Here is a 19,290-nt window from a genome sequence, read left to right as displayed (position 1 = left end):
GGGTCAGTCGGCGTCGGCCAGGTCCGCGAGGGTGTGCCAGATGTCGGCCGTGACGCGGACCGCACCGTCCGTGTCACCTTCGGCGCAGGCTTCGATGAGCCGCTCGTGCAGTCCCGCCGAACGGCAGTTGCCGCCCTCGCCGAAGCGTCGTCGCTCCAGTCGGCGGATGAGCGGGGTGTAGCGGGCGACGGTGGCCGCGGCGGCGCGGTTGCCGCTCACCCGGACCAGGACGTCGTGCAGTTCGTCGTCGGCACGCAGGGCCGCGTCCACGTCACCGGCGCGCACGGCCGCGGCGAACCGGTCGTTGGCCGCGCGCATCACGTCAATGTCCTTGCCCTGCAAGATGGGTACGGCGATCCGCGTCACCAACTCGTGCAGGGCACCGACGACAGCCGCCGCGTCCCGTACGTCGGCGGCCACGACCGGGGTCACCCGGGTGTAGCTCTGCGGCTTGCTCTCCAGGAGCCCGTCGTCCACGAGCCGCGAGAACGCCTCCCGCACCGGTGCCCGCGACAGCCCGAGCCGCTCGGCCAGCTCGGCGTCCCGCACCACCGCGCCGGGTTCGATCTCCCCGGCGACGATGGCGTCACGGATCGCTTCGTAGGCGCGGTCCCGGAGGAGGGTGCGGGGGACGGGTCGTAGGGCTTCCATAGATTGAAATGTTAGATGTCAGTGCCAGGCGCACACAAGGTGCCAACCGATTTTCCATGCACCGCACAGGTCGACCCGAGGCTGCAACTACTACCGCTGCGCCTGCTACCGTGATGCTGTCGCATGTCTGGTGCGCAGAGCCCAGTGAGTTCATCTTGATCTCAGACATGAGTCCTTCCTCCAACACGTCTGGAAAGGCACTCATGCTGGAAATTCGCGTCGTCGCGTCAGGACATACCGCATACCTGGCACTCATGCTGATTGCACTCGCATTCTGCGGCCGCAAAGCTCTACTGAAGGCAATCCACAGGTTGATCCGCGGCCAGAAGTAGCCGAGAGAGCACAGAAACAGATCAGAAATGGCTGACAGTCATTTCCTGTGAGTGTCCTTTCCGTCACCGACAGAGGTGACGGAAAGGACACTCGTGCGAAGGTCATCGGATCGCAGGAATCTTCTGGTGCACAGCGCCCGTCACCAGGCCATTAACCACGAACAGCCCAGAGGGCTTCGTCGTGACCCCGTATACATTTCTGGTTCCGATCACCGAAACACTCTTCACACGATCCAGTGCCACAGATTCGTCATAGCCATGCATTTCGCTACGAGCTGGAGCGACGTGTCCGACCGCATCCACAACCTCCTTCAGCCTGGAGGCCTTGTACCCAATGCGAAGGTCCAGAAGCTCGGCGAGACGAACGAGTGCGGCGGCACGGGAAATTTCCACGATTTGAATGGGCCGCCGACTCACGACTAGGTATCCATTGATCAAATGACCCTGCTTTTGCCGCCTTTGGTCCACCCTAACCCTGTTGGGGACCCCAAGGCGCAAGAGCGCATCGGACACTTGCCCGGCCAGCACAGCCGATACCGTGGCGAACTCAACGGAGCCATGTACAGTGCCTCGGGGGTTGATTCGTTCACGAACACAACCATCGGTGTCAATAAGCCCGGAAAGACAGCCTATCCAGAATTCACGGCTCAGTCGCATGTCCGGAAGCCGCTTGGTGTCACACCGCTGACCCCACACTTCAAAGCGCCGTAGGCATTCTGTGATCGGGTTACGATGCCCCGCCTTGAAGGGAAAGCTCAGACGCACGATAGTCCCCTGCGGGATCTCACGTACACCACACCCGTACTCTGCGGCAAAATCACGCATGAACTCCACGGCACCATCTAGAGGATCACCGTGGAACTCAGGAGTGCAGGACGTCATCCCACCATCACCGAGCATGGCTCCGACGAAATACCCCTCTCTCGCATCGCCCTCCGTCCCAAAGTGAGCAGCCGCCAACGAGACCGGCACTCGATCACCCGGGACCAGAGCATCGGTTCGCTTCCATTCCCAGGACTGTCGTCCCGTCCGCCGTTGTGTCACCCATTGCTGGTCGAGTGCGACTTCGACGGTGCGCCCGGAAACGAACCGGATGCTTCTGGACTCCTTCGGAATACCCTCGAACCATTTGAGCGGAACCGCAGGAACAAGTTCACCGACTGAATGGTCACGAGGCCCTTGGTTGGCGCCGTACCGAACCGGCCTCGTGTCCCATTCCTTACTGAAAGCCAGTACAGGGAGCCGCCTCGCAACGACTTCCTCGATCGCACTCACCGAGCCATCAGGAAGCCACACCCGAGAGCCTTCAGCGAACCCGCCCTGCGATTCCATGTCCACGGACCCTCTCCACTCTCGCCCAACAGCAGTCCGAGAGAGACGCTATGGCGACACAGAACGAGAGATCGGGAGTTCGAGTAGGAGTCACTCGTTCGAGAGAAGCAAAGCTCAGCGCTTCTGCCGCTTCCACGGCCCCGTAATGGCCAGCATGATCCCCGGGGTCTGGATGTTCGCGTACAGGGTCTTGCCGTCGGGTGAGAAGGTGACGCCAGTGAACTCGCTGTATTCCGGCTTCTCTTCGGTGCCGATGTTGAGTTCGTTGCGGGCGATCGGGTACGTGCGGCCGCTCTCGGTCGCGCCGAACAGGTGCTGGATGCCCTCGCCGTCCTCGGCGATGACGAGGCCGCCGTAGGGGGAGACGGTGATGTTGTCGGGGCCGTCGAAGGCGCCGTCCACGGACGGGTCGGGGTTGACGCCGATGAGCACCTTCAGGGTCAGGGTGCGGCGCTTGGGGTCGTAGAACCAGACGGCGCCGTCGTGCTGGACGGGGCTCTCCGTGCGGGCGAACGAGGAGACGATGTACGTGCCGCCGTCACCCCACCACATGCCCTCCAGCTTGCGGGCGCGGGTGACCTCGCCGGCCGCGAACTGCTTGCGGACGGAGGTCGTCTTCGCGTCGCGGTCGGGGACGGTCACCCAGTCCACGCCGTAGACCGTGCCGATCTTCGTGGCGCGGGAGAGGTCGTCGACAAACTTGCCGCCGGAGTCGAAGCACTTGAAGGCTTCGAGGACGCCCGCGTTGTCGGCGAGGGTGCGGAGCTTGCCGCGGCCGTGGTGGAAGTGCTCGGGCGGGGTCCAGCGGTAGAGGAGGCCGTTGGGGTTCGACGCGTCCTCGGTCAGGTACAGGTGGCCGCGCTTGGGGTCGACCACCACCGCCTCGTGGGCGTAGCGGCCCAGTGCCTTGATGGGCTTGGGGTTCTTGTTGGCTCGGCGGTCCACCGGGTCGACCTCGAAGACATAGCCGTGGTCCTTGGTGAAGCCGTTCGTGCCGGTCTTGTCCTCGGTCTCCTCGCAGGTGAGCCAGGTGTCCCAAGGGGTGTTGCCGCCCGCGCAGTTGGTGGCGGTGCCGGCGATGCCGACCCATTCGGCGACGTGGTCGCGGCGGACCTCGACGACCGTGCAGCCGCCGGCCGCGGCGGGGTCGTAGACGAGGCCCTCGGTGAGCGGGACGGGGTGGGGCCAGTTGGCGCGGGGGCCGGCCAGTTCGTGGTTGTTGACGAGGAGGGTGGCGCCGCGCGGGCCGTCGAAGGTGGACGTGCCGTCGTGGTTGGAGGGGGTGAACTCGCCCGACTCCAGTTTGGTCTTGCCGCTGTAGGTGATGACGCGGTATTTGAAGCCGGCGGGGAGGGCGAGGAGGCCGTCCGGGTCGGCGACCAGCGGGCCGTAGCCGACGCCGGGGTGTCCGTGCCCGTGTCCGGACGTCGACTGCCCGGCCGCGCTCTCGACGTCGGTGTCGGTGGCGGCGAGGGCGTTGGGTGCGGTGGCGAGGGCGCCGACGCTGCCCGCCAGCGCGACCCCGGCACCGGTCATCGCGGACTTTGCGGTGAAATCTCTGCGGGTGAGCGACATGGTGTCTCCTGTGACGGTGGGTGTGCCGTGGAGGGTGGCGGACCTCGGTCGGCGCCACGCTTCCGCCCATGTCTGAACACGAGTTGAACACCGGTCGACTTCGCCGGGCCCTCTTCCATGAAGTCGTATGCGATCGGCCATGATCCCGTATGAGCCAACCCATGGAAATCAAAAGTCACCCGGGTCGCGCGGGCCCCCTCTTCTGTGCCGGTCGGCTCAACTCCCTTGCTGGGAGCGGGCCTTGAAGGCCGCCTTGCGCGCTTCCTTCGCGATCCGCTTGTCGGGGTGGAGTCGGCCCATCGCCTCCAGGACGTCCGCGGTCGCCGGGTGGTCGACCCGCCAGGCCGCCGCGAAGAAGCCGTTGTGCTGCTGGGCCAGGCCCTCGACCAGAGCCTGCAACTCCTCGGAGTTGCCCTCGGCGGCCAGTTGCGCGGCGACCGTGTCGACGGTCAGCCAGAAGACCAGGTCCTCGGAGGGCGCGGGGACGTCGCTCGCGCCGTGTTCGCTGAGCCAGACCCGGGCGAGGCCGCCGAGTTCGGGGTCGTCGAGCACCTCGCGCAGGGCGGGTTCGGCCTCCGGGCCGACGAGGGAGAGGGCCTGCTGGCAGAGCAGTCGGCGCAGTGGTGCGCCGGGGTCGGCACCGCGGGCCGCCGCCAGCAACTCCCGTGCGGCGGCGAGGGGTTGGCGGCCCGCCAGCCACTGTTCGGTCTCGGCCCGCGCGGCCTTCTGCGGGAAGGTGGACGTACCGTCGAGGAGCGCGTCCGCGCCCTTGTCGGCGAGGTCCCCGACGGCGGGCGCGACGAAACCGGCCTCCTGGAGGCGGGCGCGCAGGCCGTAGAGGCCGAGCGGGGTGAGCCGCACCATGCCGTAGCGGGTGACGTCGGTCTCGTCGACGGAGGGCGGGGTGCCGTCGGCCGCTTCGTCGAAGTCGGCCATCAGGGCCTCGTCGACGGGCTGGTACTCGACGATCCCGACCGGTGCGAGCAGCCGGAACTGGTCGTCCAGGCGCATCATCGCGTCGGAGACCTGTTCCAGTACGTCGTTGGTGGGCTCCCCCATGTCGCTGGGCACGATCATCGAGGCGGCCAGCGCGGGCAGCGGGACGGGGCCGTCGCCGGGGCCCTCCTCGTTGACGGTGAGGAGATAGAGGTTTCCGAGGACGCCGTCGAGGAACTCGGCCTCCGCCTCGGGATCCCAGTCGAGTGACGAGAAATCGACCTCGCCGCCCTCGTCCACGGCGTCGACAAGACCGTCCAGATCGGGCACGCTCGCGTCCGCGAGGAGGGTGTCGAGGGCGCCCAGCCACACCGCGAGGACGTCGTGCGGCGAGCCGGAGGTGAGCAGCGCCAGCTCCTCGCCGGCCGCCACGGTGCCCTCGTCCTCGTCCACGATCTCGACCAGCCCGGTGTCGACCGCGACCCGCCAGGCCTCGCTGGCGTCGGCCGCCGCGTCGTCGCCGGTCAGCCCGAGGAGTTCGGCGGCGGCGGGCAGTTGCTCGTCGACAAGGCTGCCACCGGCGTCGATGCGGGTGTCGGGGCCCGCCCAGCGGGCGAGCCGGGCCGCGCGGGCGAGCAGGGGTGTGGACAGCGCGTCACGCGCCAGCTCCGCTTCGGAGTGCAGCCGCACCGGCGGCAGGGGGGAGCTGTCTGACATCGGGGGGTTCTCCTAGGGCGCCTCGAAGGCCGTACGACGGCCGTACACGACACACGACTCAGCCGCTCAGCCTAGACGGATTTCGACCCATGCCGCCCGGTTCATGTCTCGGCCACCAGGCGTACATGGCTGAAACCTTGACAACTGGGCGGCCCCGCAATGAGATTGACGCGCGTAGAAATGTCATGGACACCCGGTTCAGGTATCTTCTACGCGCGTCGCTACCGCCCCACCGGTCGCGGCTCCCACCGCCGCTGCACCCGCACACCCCGTCCTGGCCATCCTCGTCCCGGCTCATGCATGTCCCCGGAGGGATCCCGTTGCCGAGCAAGTCCTCCGCGCGTCTCGCCGCGCTCACCGTCGCCGCCGTCTGTTCCGTGGCGTCCACGATCGTTCTCACCTCGCCCGCGCACGCCGACGGCGTCCGCATCCACGACATCCAGGGCACGACCCGGGTGTCGCCGTACGCCGGCCAGAAGGTCGCGGACGTACCGGGCATCGTCACGGGCGTCCGTACGTACGGCTCGTCCAAGGGTTTCTGGTTCCAGGACGCGTCCCCGGACGACAACCCGGCCACCAGTGAGGGCGTGTTCGTCTTCACCAGCTCGACCCCGAAGGTCGCCGTCGGCGACTCGGTCACCGTCTCCGGCACGGTCTCCGAGTACGTCCCGGGCGGCGCCGCCACGGGCAACCAGGCGCTGACCGAGATCACCAAGCCGACGGTCACCGTCGTCTCCAGCGGCAACGCCGTACCGGCCCCCGTGGTGATCAACTCCCGCTCCGTGCCGAGCGCGTACAGCCCGGCCGGCGACACCGCCGCGAGCAACTCGATCAACGCGCTGCCGCTCCAGCCCAAGAAGTACGCCCTGGACTACTACGAGTCCCTTGAGGGCATGAACGTCCAGGTCTCCGACGCGCGCGTGGTCACCGCGACCGACCCGTACGCGGAGCTGTGGGTCACGGTCAAGCCGCACGAGAACACCACCCCGCGCGGTGGCACGGTCTACGGGTCCTACGACTCGCAGAACGGCGGACGCCTCCAGATCCAGTCCCTGGGCGCGACGGCGGACTTCCCGGTCGTCAACGTCGGCGACAAGCTGACGGGCACCACGGCAGGCCCGCTGGACTTCAACCAGTACGGCGGCTACACCCTCGTCGCGAACGAGATCGGCACCGTGAAGAGCGGCGGCCTCAAGCGCGAGACGACGAAGAAGCAGTCGCGCGGCCAGCTGGCGGTCGCGACGTACAACGTCGAGAACCTCGACCCGTCGGACGGCACCTTCGCCGCGCACGCCGCCGCGATCGTCAACAACCTCCAGTCCCCCGACATCGTGTCCCTGGAGGAGATCCAGGACAACAACGGTGCGACGGACGACGGCACGGTCGACGCGAGCGTCACGGTCAACAAGCTGATCGACGCGATCGTCGCCGCGGGCGGCCCGAAGTACGACTGGCGCTCGATCAACCCGGTCAACGACCAGGACGGCGGCGAGCCCGGCGGCAACATCCGCCAGGTGTTCCTGTTCAACCCGCAGCGGGTCTCCTTCACCGACCGCGCGGGCGGCGACTCCACGACGGCCGTCGGTGTCACCAAGGTGCACGGCAAGGCCCAACTGACCGTCTCCCCCGGCCGGATCGACCCGGCCAACGCGGCCTGGACCGCGAGCCGCAAGCCGCTCGCGGGCGAGTTCGTGTTCAAGGGCAAGACGGTCTTCGTGATCGCCAACCACCTGATCTCGAAGGGTGGCGACCAGCCGCTGACCGCGCAGTACCAGCCGGTCACCCGCAGCTCGGAGACCCAGCGGCACGCGCAGGCGACGGCGGTCAACGCCTTCGTCAAGGAGATCCTCGCGGCCCAGAAGGACGCCGACGTCATCACGCTCGGCGACATGAACGACTTCGAGTTCTCCGACACCGCGAAGATCCTCGAAGGCAAGGGCGAGCTGTACTCGGCGATCAAGTCCCTGCCGAAGAACGAGCGTTACACGTACGACTACCAGGGCAACGAGCAGGTCCTGGACCAGATCCTGATCAGCCCGTCGATCCGCAAGGACTGCTTCGAGTACGACAGCGTCCACATCAACTCGGAGTTCAACGACCAGATCAGCGACCACGACCCGCAGGTGCTGCGCTTCCAGCCATAGCACCTGCGGGCCCACGGGGGGTGGGTGGACGGGGTCTCGCCGACTTTGCACCAGGTCAGGCGAAGGCCCCGTCCAGCCAGTTCTGCCAGGCGAGTTCATTGGTCTTGGCGTCGGCGTCCGGGGCGAAGTCGTGGACGCTGACGCCGACCGGGGCGCCCCAGTGGTTGCGCCCGAAGAAGCGGATCAGCGCGCTGTCGGTGCGCAGTCCGATGAAGTACGGGTCGCGGAAGTCCAGTACGGCGTCCAGGAGTTGGCCCTCGGGCCCGCGGGCCTGGACCCGTGCCCCCTGCTCGACGTCGTCCGCGAGACCGAGCGCCCGGCCGACAACTCCGAAGGCGTCGGCGGTGGTTGAGGCGTCGGGCCCGTTGAGCGTCGCGAACGCGACCGGCCGGCCCGCGAAATGAACGACGTACTCCCGCAGCGTGTGCAGGTAGAAGGCGTTGTGCTTGCTCGCGCCGTCGTACTGGTTGTCCCAGTCGTCGGTGAAGATCCCGCTGTGCACGTAGCGCACCCAGGCGCGCCGACCGCCGTCGCGGGGCTCGATGGTCTCGTCGATCTGGTTGAGGCTCTGGATCGGGAAACCGACGTCCTCGGTGCGGGCGGTGAGCCGGTGCGGCGGGTCGAAGTTGGTGAGGGTCGACCCGAAGGGTCCGACGCGCTTCTCGCCGTCGAACTCCATCGGCCACAGCCAGCCGCCGGTGCCGGACGTGATGGCGTCCCACACCTGCTCCGGAGTGGCGTCGACCTCAAACTCGTAGACGATCTCGAATTCCTTGGACATGGCTGGCTCCTGAGTACTACGGGTTGTACGGGCTATACGGGTTCTAGTGGCTCTGCTGGTTTTGTCGGTTCTCTTGGTTCTCTTGGTTCTCTTGGTCCAGTTCTGGGGTGGACGGCTTCTTGACCGTGGGGTGGACGGCTACGACGATCCGGTGGTCGCGGCCCTCCTCGGCGCCGTCCGCGTCGTACTTGCGGATGAGGGCGCTCACCCCGGCGGTCAGTTCCTGGATGAACGCGGCCCGGTCGGCGGCGGACGCGAAGCGCACCTCGCCGTCCAGCGCGTAGGTCGCGAGCCGCTGGTGGGCCTTGGCCGCGCCGGTGATCAGCGAACCGACGTCCCGCACCAGCCGGGCGCCGAGCGCCAGCAGCCAGCGCGCGGAGAGCTGGTCGCGGAACCGGTCCGGGTCCGGCTGCACGGCGGCGAGCGCGAGCGGTGAGATGACGTACGACGCGGCGGTCGCGCGCATCAGCCGCTCGGTGACATTGCCCTTGCGCCGCTCCCCCGCCAGCTCGACCAGGCCGTGCCGCTCCAGCGCCTTGAGGTGGTAGTTCACCTTCTGCCGGGGCAGCCCGACCTTGCCGGCCAGCATGGCGGCGGACGCGGGTCCCGCCCCCAGCTCGGCGAGCAGCCTGGCCCTTATGGGGTCCAGCGAGACGGCTGCGGCCTCGGGGTCCTCGATCACGGTGACATCCAGCATGCGTCCACCGTCTCACCGAACACTTTTTTTGTCCAGGGGAGTGAGGTTGTCGGTGAGGGGGTGTCGATGGGCGTTGTCGGTTGGGGTTGGCGGTGGGAGCTGTCGCTGGGGTCCGTCATTCTTGGCTGATGAGCACCGATCCGGAGCGCAAGGCACTCCTCGCCACCGACGTCACGATCAACGACGTCTGGGCGATCTACGACTTTCTGGTGCCTCGTCTGGAATCCCTGGAGCGCACTCACGGCGCCGACACGGACGAACACCGCACGGCCTCGGCGCTCAACGAGGCGGTGGCCATCTTCGCCCTGGCCATCGAGGCGGAGATCCGTGGCCCCCTGACCGGGCGAGCCCGCAACCCCTCGGGCAAACCGCCCGCCCCCGCCCCCGTGCCGACCGAGAGCGAGCGGATCACCGAGGAGAAGCAGCGGCTCACCAGGATCAAGGAGTACTGGAACCAACTCTGCGCCGTCGTCGAGGTCTGGCGCGAGAGCGACGGCTACGACCTGGCCCGGTGGCAGCGGGTGAGCTTTCTGGACGCGGTTGCCGAGTCCGAGTACCGGCGCCGCGTCACCGAAGCCGGGTTTCGGGAGGCCACATAGTCGTCGCCACGTATGCCGTCAGCCGGGGATCAGGCCGAGCGCGTGGTCGTAGCGGCTGACCGTGGTGCTCTTCAGGCCGGGCCAGGTCTGGACGCGTTGCCAGAGGGCGGTGGCGGAGCCGATGCCGTCACCGGGGGCCGCGAGGGCTTCCAGGTGGGACTGGGCGCTGTCCCACTCGGCGTAGTTGAGGACGCGGGTGCCGTCGGTGGAGAGGTGGAAGTGGGCGGCGACACCGCCGGGGTGCGGCGCGGGCTCGTTCGCCAGCGCCTCCAACACGGTGTCCACCCAGGCCCGTTGACGGTCGGGGTCCGGTCCCTCGAACTCGATGTCGACGATCACGACACACCCCGGTACCCGGCCGCCGCGTCCGCCCCGGTCCGCCAGGCCGCGGCTGCGGTAGTGCCGGTAGCGGCCGAGGCCGAGCCGCTCGATGCCCGGTACGGCGGTGTCGATCTCGTCGACGCGCTCCTGGCGGCGGGTCCTGACGAAGGCCTCGTAGGCCTGCTCGCTCGCCCACTGCGAGTAGTGCAGCAGGGTGGAGGCGTCGTGCCCGGTGTAGAGGTGGTAGCCGAGGAGGTCGTCGGCGGGCCACGGCCGGCGCTCCCAGGCGACGGCGACCGCCTCGACGGTCTGCCGTTGGCGCAGCGGGGTACCGGCGCGCCAGGTGCTGAAGAAGGGGGCGCCGACGCGGGGGTCGGAGAGGTCAGGGTGCGAGTCGGTACGACGGGTCATGCGAGCCTCCGCTGATCGGTTCGGGTGGGTGCACCGACCAGCCTTCAACCTCGACCGTTGTTGAGGTCAAGGGCCGGGCTACTGCTGTGCCGTGCCCCCTTCCAGCCGCGCCAGCCGACTCTGGAACCAGTCGAGCCGGGCCTGCAACAGGGCTGCCTCCGCGACGAGTTCGGGCACGCCGAGTCCGAGGCCGGCAGTCGCCGGCCCTCCGAGGCCGTCGGTCGCCGGCGCTCCGCCGTCCGCCACCACCACCACCACCCGCAGTCCGTCGCCGGCCAGCCGTGCGAACGTCGCGAGCGGGACGGACGTACGGTCGCGGACGCACCCCGCGCAGGCGGCGGCGAGGGCGCGCCAACCCGGCCTGCCCCAGCCCGCGTCGGCGAGCGCGACGGCTCGGGCGCCGCAGGCGCAGGCGCCGACGGTGGCGGTGCGGACGCGCTGGCGGGCGTAGCGGAAGCCGCGTTCGAAGCGGATGTAGGCGCCGAGGACGGTGATGTCGAGGAGGACCGCGGCGCGGTGCTCGGCGGTGCACAACAGGGCCTCCGCCGCTGTCCGTTCGTGCACGCAGTGGAAGCCGCAGTCGCAGCGGCGCGCGGGTGCCCGGTGCCGTCGGCCGTAGACGCAGGACGCGTCGGCCACGACTCCGTACGGCAGCGCGCCGCCCAGTGACACACCGGTGAACCCGGCCCGGGTGCCGTCCTGGGACAGCACCGGGTGGGCGATCTTGAATCCGGTCGGCGGCTCCGTCGGGCGTTCCTCGGGGAGCCGCAGTCTCATCGGGCGGCCGGGACCTCTTCGGGCGCCTTCTCCTCCGTGAAGTCCGTGAACTCCGCGATGTTCTCGGGGAGTTCGAGTTCCTCGTGGCGGATCCGCGGCCGCTCCTCGGCGACTCCGGTGGCCAGTGCCTTGCCGAGCTTCATGACGCCTCCCGTGACCAGGGGGTGGATGAACTTCCCACGCCTGTGACCTTCCTGGCCATGGTGACCCATGAAGGGGCCAATTGGACATAGGGCCTTGGGCCGGGGCTCGTCGGGCCTCCCCGCTTCAGCCGTTCCGCAGCATCTCTTATCAATACCCTGTAGGAAATTTAAGTGGAGCTTCACTGTCGCTCTGCCGAGACTACTCCCATGACGAATGCCGCGACCGCCCGCCTGTCCCCCTCCCCGCCCCCTTTCGGCCGTGCCCTCTGCGCGATGGTCACCCCCTTCACCGAGTCGGGTGCGCTCGACCTCGACGGGGCCCAACTCCTCGCCGGGCGGCTGGTGTCGGAGGGGTGTGACGGGCTCGTACTGTCCGGGACGACCGGTGAGTCGCCGACCACGACGGACGCGGAGAAGGCGGCACTCGTCACGGCCGTCCGCGAGGCCGTCGGCGACGGCGTCCCCCTCGTCTCGGGTGTGGGCACCTTCGACACCCGGCACACCGTGGAACTCGCCCTGCAAGCCGAAAAGGCGGGAGCGGACGGGGTGTTGGTGGTCTCGCCGTACTACAGCAGGCCCCCGCAGGACGCCCTGGAGGCCCACTTCCGCGAGGTCGCCGACGCCTCGGGACTCCCCCTCGTGCTCTACGACATCCCGGGCCGCACCGGCACCCGTATCGAACCGGAGACCATGATCCAGCTCGCCGAGCACCCGAGGATCGTGGCGGTCAAGGACTGCTCCTACGACTTCCTCGGCGCCCAAAAGGTGCTGGACCGCACCGACTTGGCGTACTACGCGGGCTGCGACGAACACATTCTGGCGTTGTACGCGGTGGGCGCGACGGGGTACGTGAGCACCGTCGCCAACGTCGTACCGGCTCAACTCCGGGCGATCCTGGACGCGTTCGAGGCGGGCGACACCCCCGTGTCCGCCCGCCTCCAGCAACGCGCCACGCCCCTCATCGAGTTGATGATGTCAGCGGGACTGCCCGGCACGGTCACCTCGAAGGCCCTCCTCAACGCCCTGGGCCTGCCCGGGGGTTCGGTCCGGGCACCGCTCCGGCCCGCCGGCCCCGAGACGGCCCGTGAACTGCTCGCGGCGTACGAGGAGTTCGTGGCCGGCTGACACCGAGGTATCCGAGGTATCCGAGGTATCCGAGGTATCCGAGGTATCCGAGGTGACCGCAGTGCTCAGCGCTCCGCGAAGACCGGTTCCCACCGTCCCGAGCCGTTGTCGGGGTTGGTGCCGCTGTCCTTGCGGAAGCCGCTCAGTGGTACCTCCTTGTCGCTGCCGATGGTGACCAGCACCAGCCGCTGGTGGTACTCGCTCTCCTTCGCGCCCTTGCCGATGTCCCAGGCGACGAGTGTCCTGTCGTCGACCCAGGCGAGCAGTTGCTGTCCGCGCATCTCCGTCTTCGCACCGGTGGCGGAGTCGACGACGTAGGACGAGGTGTGCCACTTCTTGCCCGCGAAGCCACCGGCGACGAGTCGGCCGCTCGGTGAGTCCAGCGCTTCGACGGACCAGTCCAGGTACTTCTGGTTGTCCGGTACGGGCACCGAGGCGCCCGTGAGGTCCCAGAACTGCTTGCCGATCTCGCCCATCGGGTTCCCGGCCCAGACGTACCTGCCGTCCCGGCTGAGGGCGAAGTCCTGGCGGGAGTTGATGAAGTCGAGGCTCATACGGTCGTTCCCGCCGCCCCCGAGCTTGACCTGGCTCCACGAGCCGGTGCCGGAGGCCACGTCGAGGACGTAGAAGCCGGTGCGGCTCGACGGCTGCTTCCCCATCCAGGAGTCGGAGCCCTTGGGCTTGACCTGTAGGTCGGGATTCTCACCGTAGGTCGTCGCGACGAGTTTCCGTCCGTCGTGCGAGAACTCCAGCCCCGCGACCCGGTGGTCGACCTCGATCCATCGCTTGACCTCCCCGGTGGTCAGGTCGAGCAGTCCGATCCGGGAGGCGGGCAGGCTCTTCTCCAGGACGGCGGCGGTCTTCAGGCCGGGGGCGACGGCGACGACGGACCACTGCGGGGCCTTCACGTATCTGCCGGTCTTCGGGTCGAGCAGCCAGTAGGTGCGCTCGTAGACGGCCTCCGTGGCCGATCGCTTGACGGTGTTGGGAACGTAGTAGGCGGCAAGTGCCGTGTTCCCGGCGGCGATCAGGTCGCGCGGCGGCGACTGGTTCGGGTGGGCGCTGACTTTTTGCTGCTCCACGACACCCGACGGGCGGACGTCGTCCTTCCCGGAGTCCAGCAGCGGCACGGCCACCGCGACGGCGACCACGGCGGCCGTGGCGGCGGCGACACCCGCGAGCCTGCGGTTGCGGCGACGTCTGCGGAGCGCCAGGACCCATTCGGCGAACCCCGCTCCCACCGGGGGTTGTTCGGCGGCCTGCTCGCGCAGCGCGTCGCGGAGGAGTTCCTCGACGTTCATGGACGCACCTCCACGGGTGAGTAGTCGCGGGACGGTTGAAGCTCCACATCGGCGAGGCCCAGGGCGGCCAACTCCGGTGCGAGAACGCGCAGTCGGGCCAGCGAACGGTGGGTGGTGGACCGTACGGTGCCGACGGAGCAGCCGAGCAGGCGGGCCACGTCGGCCTCGGGGAGGTCCTCGAAGTAGCGGAGTACGAGCATGGTGCGCTGGCGGGCGGTGAGTCTGGACAGCGCCTCACGCATGACCAGGCGCAGTTCGGTCGCCGACGCGGCGTCGGTGCCCGCGCCGGCCTCGGGCGGTTCGGCGACGCTGACCTCGCGTCTGTGCCACTTCAGCCGCCAGCGGCTGACCTGCTGGCGATAGAGGATCCGCCGTACATAGGCCTCGGGTTCGTCGATCCGCTGCCATCGTCCGGCCGCCTTGACGAGGGCGTTCTGGAGCAGGTCCTCACCGGCGTGCCGGTCTCCCCCGCAGAGCAGCACGGCCGTCTTCAGCAGGGCGGTCGATCTGCTGTCCACGAAGTCCCGGAAACTCTCCAGCCCTTCGGCATTCATCGTCACCTTCTCTTCCCCGGCGGTGCCCGTGCCCCGCCCCTGTACTCCTGGTGACGCTCACGGGGCCGGGCGGCTATGCCTGCCGGCACGAGAAATTTCCACCCGGGCATGAGTGAGCGCCCTCCCGGTGGCCGGAAAGGCGCTCAACTCACGTCACCGCACCGTTAGTTGTGGCTGTGCAGGATCTCGTTCAGGCCGCCCCAGACCGCGTTGTTCGGGCGGGCCTCGACCGTGCCGGTGACCGAGTTGCGGCGGAAGAGGATGTTGGAGGCGCCGGAGAGGTCGCGGGCCTTGACGATCTGGCCGTCGGGCATCGTGACGCGGGTGCCCGCCGTGACGTAGAGGCCGGCCTCGACCACGCACTCGTCGCCCAGCGCGATACCGACGCCCGCCTCGGCGCCGACGAGGCAGCGCTCGCCGATGGTGATACGGACGTTGCCGCCACCGGACAGCGTGCCCATCGTGGACGCGCCGCCGCCGATGTCCGAGCCGTCGCCGACCACGACACCGGCCGAGATCCGGCCCTCGACCATCGACGTGCCGAGCGTGCCGGCGTTGAAGTTGACGAAGCCCTCGTGCATGACCGTCGTGCCCTCGGCGAGGTGCGCGCCCAGGCGGACCCGGTCGGCGTCGGCGATGCGGACGCCCTTCGGTACGACGTAGTCCGTCATGCGCGGGAACTTGTCGACGGACGTCACCTGGAGGTGCAGGCCCTCGGCGCGCGCGTTCAGCCGGACCGTCTCGACCTCGTCCACGGCGACCGGGCCGAGCGAGGTCCAGGCGACGTTGGCGAGGAAGCCGAACATGCCGTCCAGGCTCTGGCCGTGCGGCTTGACCAGGCGGTGCGAGAGGAGGTGCAGGCGCAGGTAGACGTCGTGCGCGTCGAGCGGCTTGTCGTCCAGGGAGGCGATGACCGTGCGGACCGCGATCACTTCGACGCCGCGACGGGCGTCGGGACCGATCGCCTTCGCCGCGCCCTCGCCGAGCAGTTCCACGGCGCGCTCGGCGGACAGCCGCTCGGTGCCGGCGGGGCCGGGTTCGGCGGACAGTTCGGGCGCGGGGAACCAGGTGTCGAGGACGGTTCCGTCGGCGGTGACGGTGGCGAGGCCGGCGGCAACGGCGCCGGTGGTGCGAGGTGCGGTCGTGTCGGTCATGAGGGAAACCTAACCTGGAGGGGGTGGCGGGGACCAACTCGTCCACGCGACGTCTCAGGAAACGACACGCCAGCCACAGCCAACGGGCCAACGGGAGCGGCTGACGGGGCGTGCGCGGGGCGCGGGTCCGGTATGCCGCGGCAACGGGTCACGGGCCACACGCAGGTCTCAGGCGGACGACCGCGGGTCGCCATGCGGCAGCGAACAGGCACCCGGCCAAGATCTCCGGCCGACAGCCGCAAGTCGCCTCGCGGCAGCCACCAGGCACCACGCCCAGGTCTCGGGCCGACGGCCGCAGGTTCCCTCGCGGCACCACGCCCAGGTCTCAGATCTACGGCCACAAATCACCGCGCGGCAGCCACCAAGCACCGGTCGCAGCGCACCCGCCTCCCCGCCTCGCGCCTCCCGTCAGGGGATCAAGGGGATCATCCGTCCCAGTACCTCCCGCGCGTACTCCTCGTCGTACGCCGCGTCCGTCAGCAGCACCTGGAGGCAGATCCCGTCCATCAGGGCGACCAGGGCCCGTGCCGTCACCGGGTCCGTGCGTCGGGACAGGCGGTCGGCGAGGTCGCGGGCCCACTCGTCGGCGACGGGGCGCAGGGCGGGGCGGCGCAGCGCGGCGAGATACAGCTCGTACTCCAGCTCGACACCCGTGCGGTCGCCCGCGAGCCACTCCCCCATCCAGCCGGCCAGCTCCGCGGCCAGGTCGGTGCGCGGGTCCTCCAGACCGCCGCGCGCCGCGATCACCTTGGCGAAGCCCTCGTTGGCCTGGCGCAGCGCGGCGACCATCAGTTCGTCGAGGGTCGTGAAGTGGTACGTCGTCGAGCCGAGCGGCACATCGGCCTCGGCGGCGACCGAGCGGTGGCTGAGTCCCGCGATGCCCTTCTCCCCGACCACCCGGATCGCCGCGTCGATGATCCGCTGGCGCCGCTCGGGGTCGTAGCGCCGGGCCATCAGTGCGCGCCGCCCAGGTTGAGGACGACGACGCCGATGATGATCAGCGCGATACCGGCGGCTTTCGCCAAGGTCATCCCCTCGCCCAGGAACACCGTGCCGATGCCCACGATCGCGGCGGTGCCGAGGCCCGCCCAGATCGCGTAGGCCGTACCGACCGACATGGACTTCAGGGTCTGCGCGAGCAGTGCGAAGGAGAGCACGTATCCGACGACCGTGAGGACCGACGGCCACAGCCGGCTGAAGCCGTGGCTGAACTTCATGGCGGTGGTGCCGCCCACCTCCGCGGCGATCGCCGTGAGGAGCATCAGGAATCCCATGTGTACGAGTGTACATAACGGTGGATGGGGCGGCACACCCCTGACAGCGGCATCTCTTCAGGTCAGGGCGCGGGTCTCGCCCAAGCAGCCCTGTTCCGTGCGGGGTTGATAAAAGTGCACGAGGAATGAGAGGTGACGTCCCATACGTCGCACGCCGACCTCGGAACTCGTAGAAACCGCTCACTGAAACGGCTGCTCACAGCCCTCTCGCTCCACTACTGTTTCACCGTTCACTCACCTGGTTTTCACGGCCACGGCCGTCGCCATGGGCTCCGCTGGAGGAACAGCGCATGCCAGACAACACATCCCAGCACCCTCCCCCGCACCCCACCCCTTGGGAGAACGGCTGGACCCCCGACAGTTCCCGGGCCCCCGGAACCCGCCGGCTCTGGCTGGCCGGGGCGCTCGCCCTCACCACGATCGCCGTGTGCGCCACGGCGATCGTCATCACGGACAAGCAACCTGACGACACGCCACGCACCAAGGCGGCGACGGACCCGTCGTCGATCGGAGCGGACGGTCCCGGCCTGCTCTCGTTCGCCTCGCCGTCGAAGAAGGACACGCCCACGCCGGACGCGCACTCACCGGCCGCCACGAAGTCGCCCTCCGCGTCGGCCACCGCCGCGGAGCAGAGTTCCACGCCCTCCGCGAAGGCGCCCGCGCCCTCCAAGTCGGCGTCGTCCCACGGCGGTTCGTCCTCGTCGGGCTCGGGAGGATCGTCCGGCTCGTCCGGGTCGGGCGGCTCGTCGAGTTCCTCGTCCGCCTGGAAGTCGGTGCGTTCGGTCAACTACCCGGACCGTTACTGGCAGGTGAGCGGCGACTACGTCAAGCTCAACCCGGCCGACTCCGCCACGGCCCGCCGCGCCTCGACCTTCAAAGTGGTCAAGGGCCTTGCCAAGAGCTCCTGTTACTCGTTCACGACGGCCGACGGCAGCTATCTCCGCCACCGCAACTTCATCCTCCGCGCGGAACGCAACGACGGCTCGTCCCTCTTCAAGCAGGACGCCACCTTCTGCCCCCGGACGTCGTCCTACTCGGGCGCGGTGATGCTGGAGTCGGTCAACTACCCGGGCCGCTATCTGCGTCACCAGAACTTCCAGCTCAAGCTGGACCAGTACCAGAACAGCGGCTTGTTCCGGGCGGACTCGGCGTTCCGGCTGGTGGCCGGGCTCAACTAGGGCCCCTGGACGGTCACTTCACGAAAGGCGATCAGCGAGGCCTTGGGCCGTAGTACGCAGAACTCGTTGCCCTCCGGGTCGGCGAGCACCACCCAGCCCACGGTCTCGCCCTGCCCGATGTCGACCCGCCGCGCACCGAGCGCGAGGATCCGCTCCACCTCGGCGTCCTGATCGTCGGGGGCGAGGTCGAAGTGCAGTCGGTTCTTGGCGGTCTTCGGCTCGCTCACCGGCATGAAGCAGATGCCGGTCTCCGCGAACTCCCCTGGCCCGATGACGACTTCGCGTTCCCGTTCGGACAGGATCCGCCAGTCGAGCACCTGGCACCAGAAGCGGGCGAGGCCCGGCAGATCGTGCGTGTCGATGACTACGTGATGCAGCGAAACGGCCATACCCGAAAGGTATGGCCGTTTCTGGTGAACCAGAAGAACCAGGGGACCCAGAGGAACGAGAGGGCCCAGAGGAACCAGAAGGCTCAGACGTTGAAGCCGAGCGCCCGGAGCTGGTCGCGTCCGTCGTCCGTGATCTTGTCGGGGCCCCACGGCGGCATCCAGACCCAGTTGATCCGGAGCTCGTTGACGAGGCCGTCCGTGGCGGACTTGGCCTGGTCCTCGATGACGTCCGTCAGCGGACAGGCCGCCGAGGTCAGCGTCATGTCGATGGTCGCGATGTTCGCGTCGTCGATGTGCACGCCGTAGATGAGGCCGAGATTGACGACGTCGATGCCCAGTTCGGGGTCGACCACGTCGAGCAGGGCCTCGCGGACCTCCTCCTCGGAGGCGGGCTTGATCTCCATGGTCTCGGTGTCGCTCATGCCGTCTTCCTTTCCGCGTCGGCGTCGGCTCCGCCCAGGGCCTGGGCCGTCGCGTCCTTCCACGCCATCCAGCTGAGGAGGGCGCATTTCACCCGTGCCGGGTACTTGGAGACACCGGCGAACGCGATCGCGTCCTCCAGCACCTCTTCCATCGCGTCGTCGGGCTCGGTGCGGCCCTTGGACTGCATCAGCTCCAGGAAGGTCTCCTGGATCTTCTGCGCCTCGGCCAGCTCCTTGCCGACGAGGAGGTCGTTCAGTACGGATGCCGAGGCCTGGCTGATGGAGCAGCCCTGGCCCTCGTAGGAGATGTCGGCGATCTGCTCGCCGTCGTACTTCACGCGCAACGTGATCTCGTCGCCGCAGGTCGGGTTGACGTGGTGCACCTCGGCGTCGCCATCCCGCAAGCCCCGCCCGTGCGGGTGCTTGTAGTGGTCCAGGATGACTTCCTGGTACATCGAATCCAGCTTCACGGTCTCA

At 68.7% G+C, this 19,290-nt stretch carries 21 protein-coding genes; 4 read left to right on the top strand and 17 right to left on the bottom strand.

Annotated elements, in window-relative coordinates; genetic code table 11:
• Positions 1-3 precede the first annotated feature (3 nt).
• From ACWIHT_RS18340 to ACWIHT_RS18325, 4 genes are all read right to left on the bottom strand, one after another.
• Positions 4-651, bottom strand: coding sequence for a GntR family transcriptional regulator (locus ACWIHT_RS18340; protein ID WP_456169139.1), 648 nt, complete (start codon positions 649-651; stop codon positions 4-6).
• Between the two features lie 434 nt (positions 652-1,085).
• Positions 1,086-2,315: an LAGLIDADG family homing endonuclease gene (locus ACWIHT_RS18335; RefSeq protein WP_456169278.1), complete on the bottom strand. Its 1,230-nt coding sequence runs from the start codon at positions 2,313-2,315 to the stop codon at positions 1,086-1,088.
• A 114-nt stretch (positions 2,316-2,429) separates the two neighbouring features.
• Positions 2,430-3,890: an alkaline phosphatase PhoX gene (locus ACWIHT_RS18330; RefSeq protein ID WP_456169138.1), complete on the bottom strand. Its 1,461-nt coding sequence runs from the start codon at positions 3,888-3,890 to the stop codon at positions 2,430-2,432.
• A gap of 216 nt (positions 3,891-4,106) precedes the next feature.
• A complete protein-coding gene (locus tag ACWIHT_RS18325) occupies positions 4,107-5,543 on the bottom strand; it encodes a hypothetical protein (protein ID WP_456169137.1) in 1,437 nt (478 codons plus the stop codon).
• 320 nt (positions 5,544-5,863) lie between these two features.
• Between ACWIHT_RS18325 and ACWIHT_RS18320 the strand changes: the two genes are divergently transcribed.
• Entirely contained in the window at positions 5,864-7,687 is a 1,824-nt protein-coding gene (locus ACWIHT_RS18320; protein ID WP_456169136.1) for an endonuclease/exonuclease/phosphatase family protein, read from the top strand.
• Positions 7,688-7,742: 55 nt separating this feature from the next.
• On the opposite strand, the gene ACWIHT_RS18315 is transcribed toward ACWIHT_RS18320, so the two are convergent.
• Positions 7,743-8,468 (bottom strand): SRPBCC family protein, encoded by a 726-nt coding sequence (locus ACWIHT_RS18315; protein ID WP_456169135.1) that lies wholly within the window; start codon positions 8,466-8,468, stop codon positions 7,743-7,745.
• Between the two features lie 43 nt (positions 8,469-8,511).
• The gene (locus ACWIHT_RS18310; protein ID WP_456169134.1) at positions 8,512-9,165 is read right to left on the bottom strand and encodes an ArsR/SmtB family transcription factor; all 654 of its coding nucleotides are present in this window, start codon (positions 9,163-9,165) and stop codon (positions 8,512-8,514) included.
• Between the two features lie 128 nt (positions 9,166-9,293).
• Here ACWIHT_RS18310 and ACWIHT_RS18305 point away from each other — a divergent pair, with 128 nt between their 5' ends.
• Positions 9,294-9,764 (top strand): hypothetical protein, encoded by a 471-nt coding sequence (locus tag ACWIHT_RS18305; RefSeq protein WP_456169133.1) that lies wholly within the window; start codon positions 9,294-9,296, stop codon positions 9,762-9,764.
• Positions 9,765-9,782: 18 nt separating this feature from the next.
• Here the strand turns inward: ACWIHT_RS18305 and ACWIHT_RS18300 are convergent, their stop codons facing one another.
• The 3 genes from ACWIHT_RS18300 to ACWIHT_RS18290 form a co-directional block, all read right to left on the bottom strand.
• Complete coding sequence (locus ACWIHT_RS18300; protein ID WP_456169132.1) at positions 9,783-10,496, bottom strand: antibiotic biosynthesis monooxygenase; 714 nt, start codon at positions 10,494-10,496, stop codon at positions 9,783-9,785.
• Between the two features lie 78 nt (positions 10,497-10,574).
• On the bottom strand, positions 10,575-11,273 hold the full coding sequence (locus ACWIHT_RS18295) for a hypothetical protein (RefSeq protein ID WP_456169131.1): 699 nt from the start codon (positions 11,271-11,273) through the stop codon (positions 10,575-10,577).
• Entirely contained in the window at positions 11,270-11,416 is a 147-nt protein-coding gene (locus ACWIHT_RS18290; RefSeq protein WP_456169130.1) for a hypothetical protein, read from the bottom strand. Before ACWIHT_RS18290 ends, ACWIHT_RS18295 begins: the two co-directional genes overlap by 4 nt.
• Positions 11,417-11,623: 207 nt before the next feature.
• Here ACWIHT_RS18290 and dapA point away from each other — a divergent pair, with 207 nt between their 5' ends.
• Positions 11,624-12,541, top strand: a complete 918-nt coding sequence (gene dapA, locus ACWIHT_RS18285; RefSeq protein WP_456169129.1) for a 4-hydroxy-tetrahydrodipicolinate synthase — start codon at positions 11,624-11,626, stop codon at positions 12,539-12,541.
• 65 nt (positions 12,542-12,606) lie between these two features.
• Here dapA and ACWIHT_RS18280 read toward each other — a convergent pair whose 3' ends face one another.
• From ACWIHT_RS18280 to ACWIHT_RS18260, 5 genes are all read right to left on the bottom strand, one after another.
• On the bottom strand, positions 12,607-13,842 hold the full coding sequence (locus ACWIHT_RS18280) for a WD40 repeat domain-containing protein (RefSeq protein WP_456169128.1): 1,236 nt from the start codon (positions 13,840-13,842) through the stop codon (positions 12,607-12,609).
• The gene (locus tag ACWIHT_RS18275) at positions 13,839-14,396 is read right to left on the bottom strand and encodes a SigE family RNA polymerase sigma factor (protein ID WP_456169127.1); all 558 of its coding nucleotides are present in this window, start codon (positions 14,394-14,396) and stop codon (positions 13,839-13,841) included. The genes ACWIHT_RS18280 and ACWIHT_RS18275 overlap by 4 nt, the downstream gene beginning before the upstream one ends.
• 164 nt (positions 14,397-14,560) lie before the next feature.
• Positions 14,561-15,550 (bottom strand): 2,3,4,5-tetrahydropyridine-2,6-dicarboxylate N-succinyltransferase, encoded by a 990-nt coding sequence (gene dapD, locus ACWIHT_RS18270; RefSeq protein WP_456169126.1) that lies wholly within the window; start codon positions 15,548-15,550, stop codon positions 14,561-14,563.
• A gap of 408 nt (positions 15,551-15,958) precedes the next feature.
• Positions 15,959-16,504: a TetR/AcrR family transcriptional regulator gene (locus ACWIHT_RS18265; protein WP_456169125.1), complete on the bottom strand. Its 546-nt coding sequence runs from the start codon at positions 16,502-16,504 to the stop codon at positions 15,959-15,961.
• The gene (locus tag ACWIHT_RS18260) at positions 16,504-16,824 is read right to left on the bottom strand and encodes a DMT family transporter (RefSeq protein WP_200716320.1); all 321 of its coding nucleotides are present in this window, start codon (positions 16,822-16,824) and stop codon (positions 16,504-16,506) included. The genes ACWIHT_RS18265 and ACWIHT_RS18260 overlap by 1 nt, the downstream gene beginning before the upstream one ends.
• A gap of 290 nt (positions 16,825-17,114) precedes the next feature.
• On the opposite strand from ACWIHT_RS18260, the gene ACWIHT_RS18255 reads away from it, so the two are divergent.
• On the top strand, positions 17,115-18,002 hold the full coding sequence (locus tag ACWIHT_RS18255; protein ID WP_456169124.1) for an AbfB domain-containing protein: 888 nt from the start codon (positions 17,115-17,117) through the stop codon (positions 18,000-18,002).
• Here the strand turns inward: ACWIHT_RS18255 and ACWIHT_RS18250 are convergent.
• The 3 genes from ACWIHT_RS18250 to sufU form a co-directional block, all read right to left on the bottom strand.
• Positions 17,999-18,391 carry a VOC family protein gene (locus tag ACWIHT_RS18250; protein ID WP_456169123.1) on the bottom strand — a complete coding sequence of 131 codons (393 nt, stop codon included), beginning with the start codon at positions 18,389-18,391 and terminating at the stop codon, positions 17,999-18,001. The genes ACWIHT_RS18255 and ACWIHT_RS18250 overlap by 4 nt on opposite strands.
• Before the next feature lie 83 nt (positions 18,392-18,474).
• Positions 18,475-18,813, bottom strand: coding sequence for a metal-sulfur cluster assembly factor (locus tag ACWIHT_RS18245; RefSeq protein ID WP_019060535.1), 339 nt, complete (start codon positions 18,811-18,813; stop codon positions 18,475-18,477).
• A complete protein-coding gene (gene sufU, locus ACWIHT_RS18240) occupies positions 18,810-19,283 on the bottom strand; it encodes a Fe-S cluster assembly sulfur transfer protein SufU (protein WP_456169122.1) in 474 nt (157 codons plus the stop codon). Before sufU ends, ACWIHT_RS18245 begins: the two co-directional genes overlap by 4 nt.
• Positions 19,284-19,290: the final 7 nt, after the last annotated feature.

It is taken from the genome of Streptomyces sp. NPDC002276 (assembly GCF_053891435.1).
Note: the sequence above shows the minus strand (reverse complement) of the source record. Positions and strands in the feature narration are given on the sequence as shown.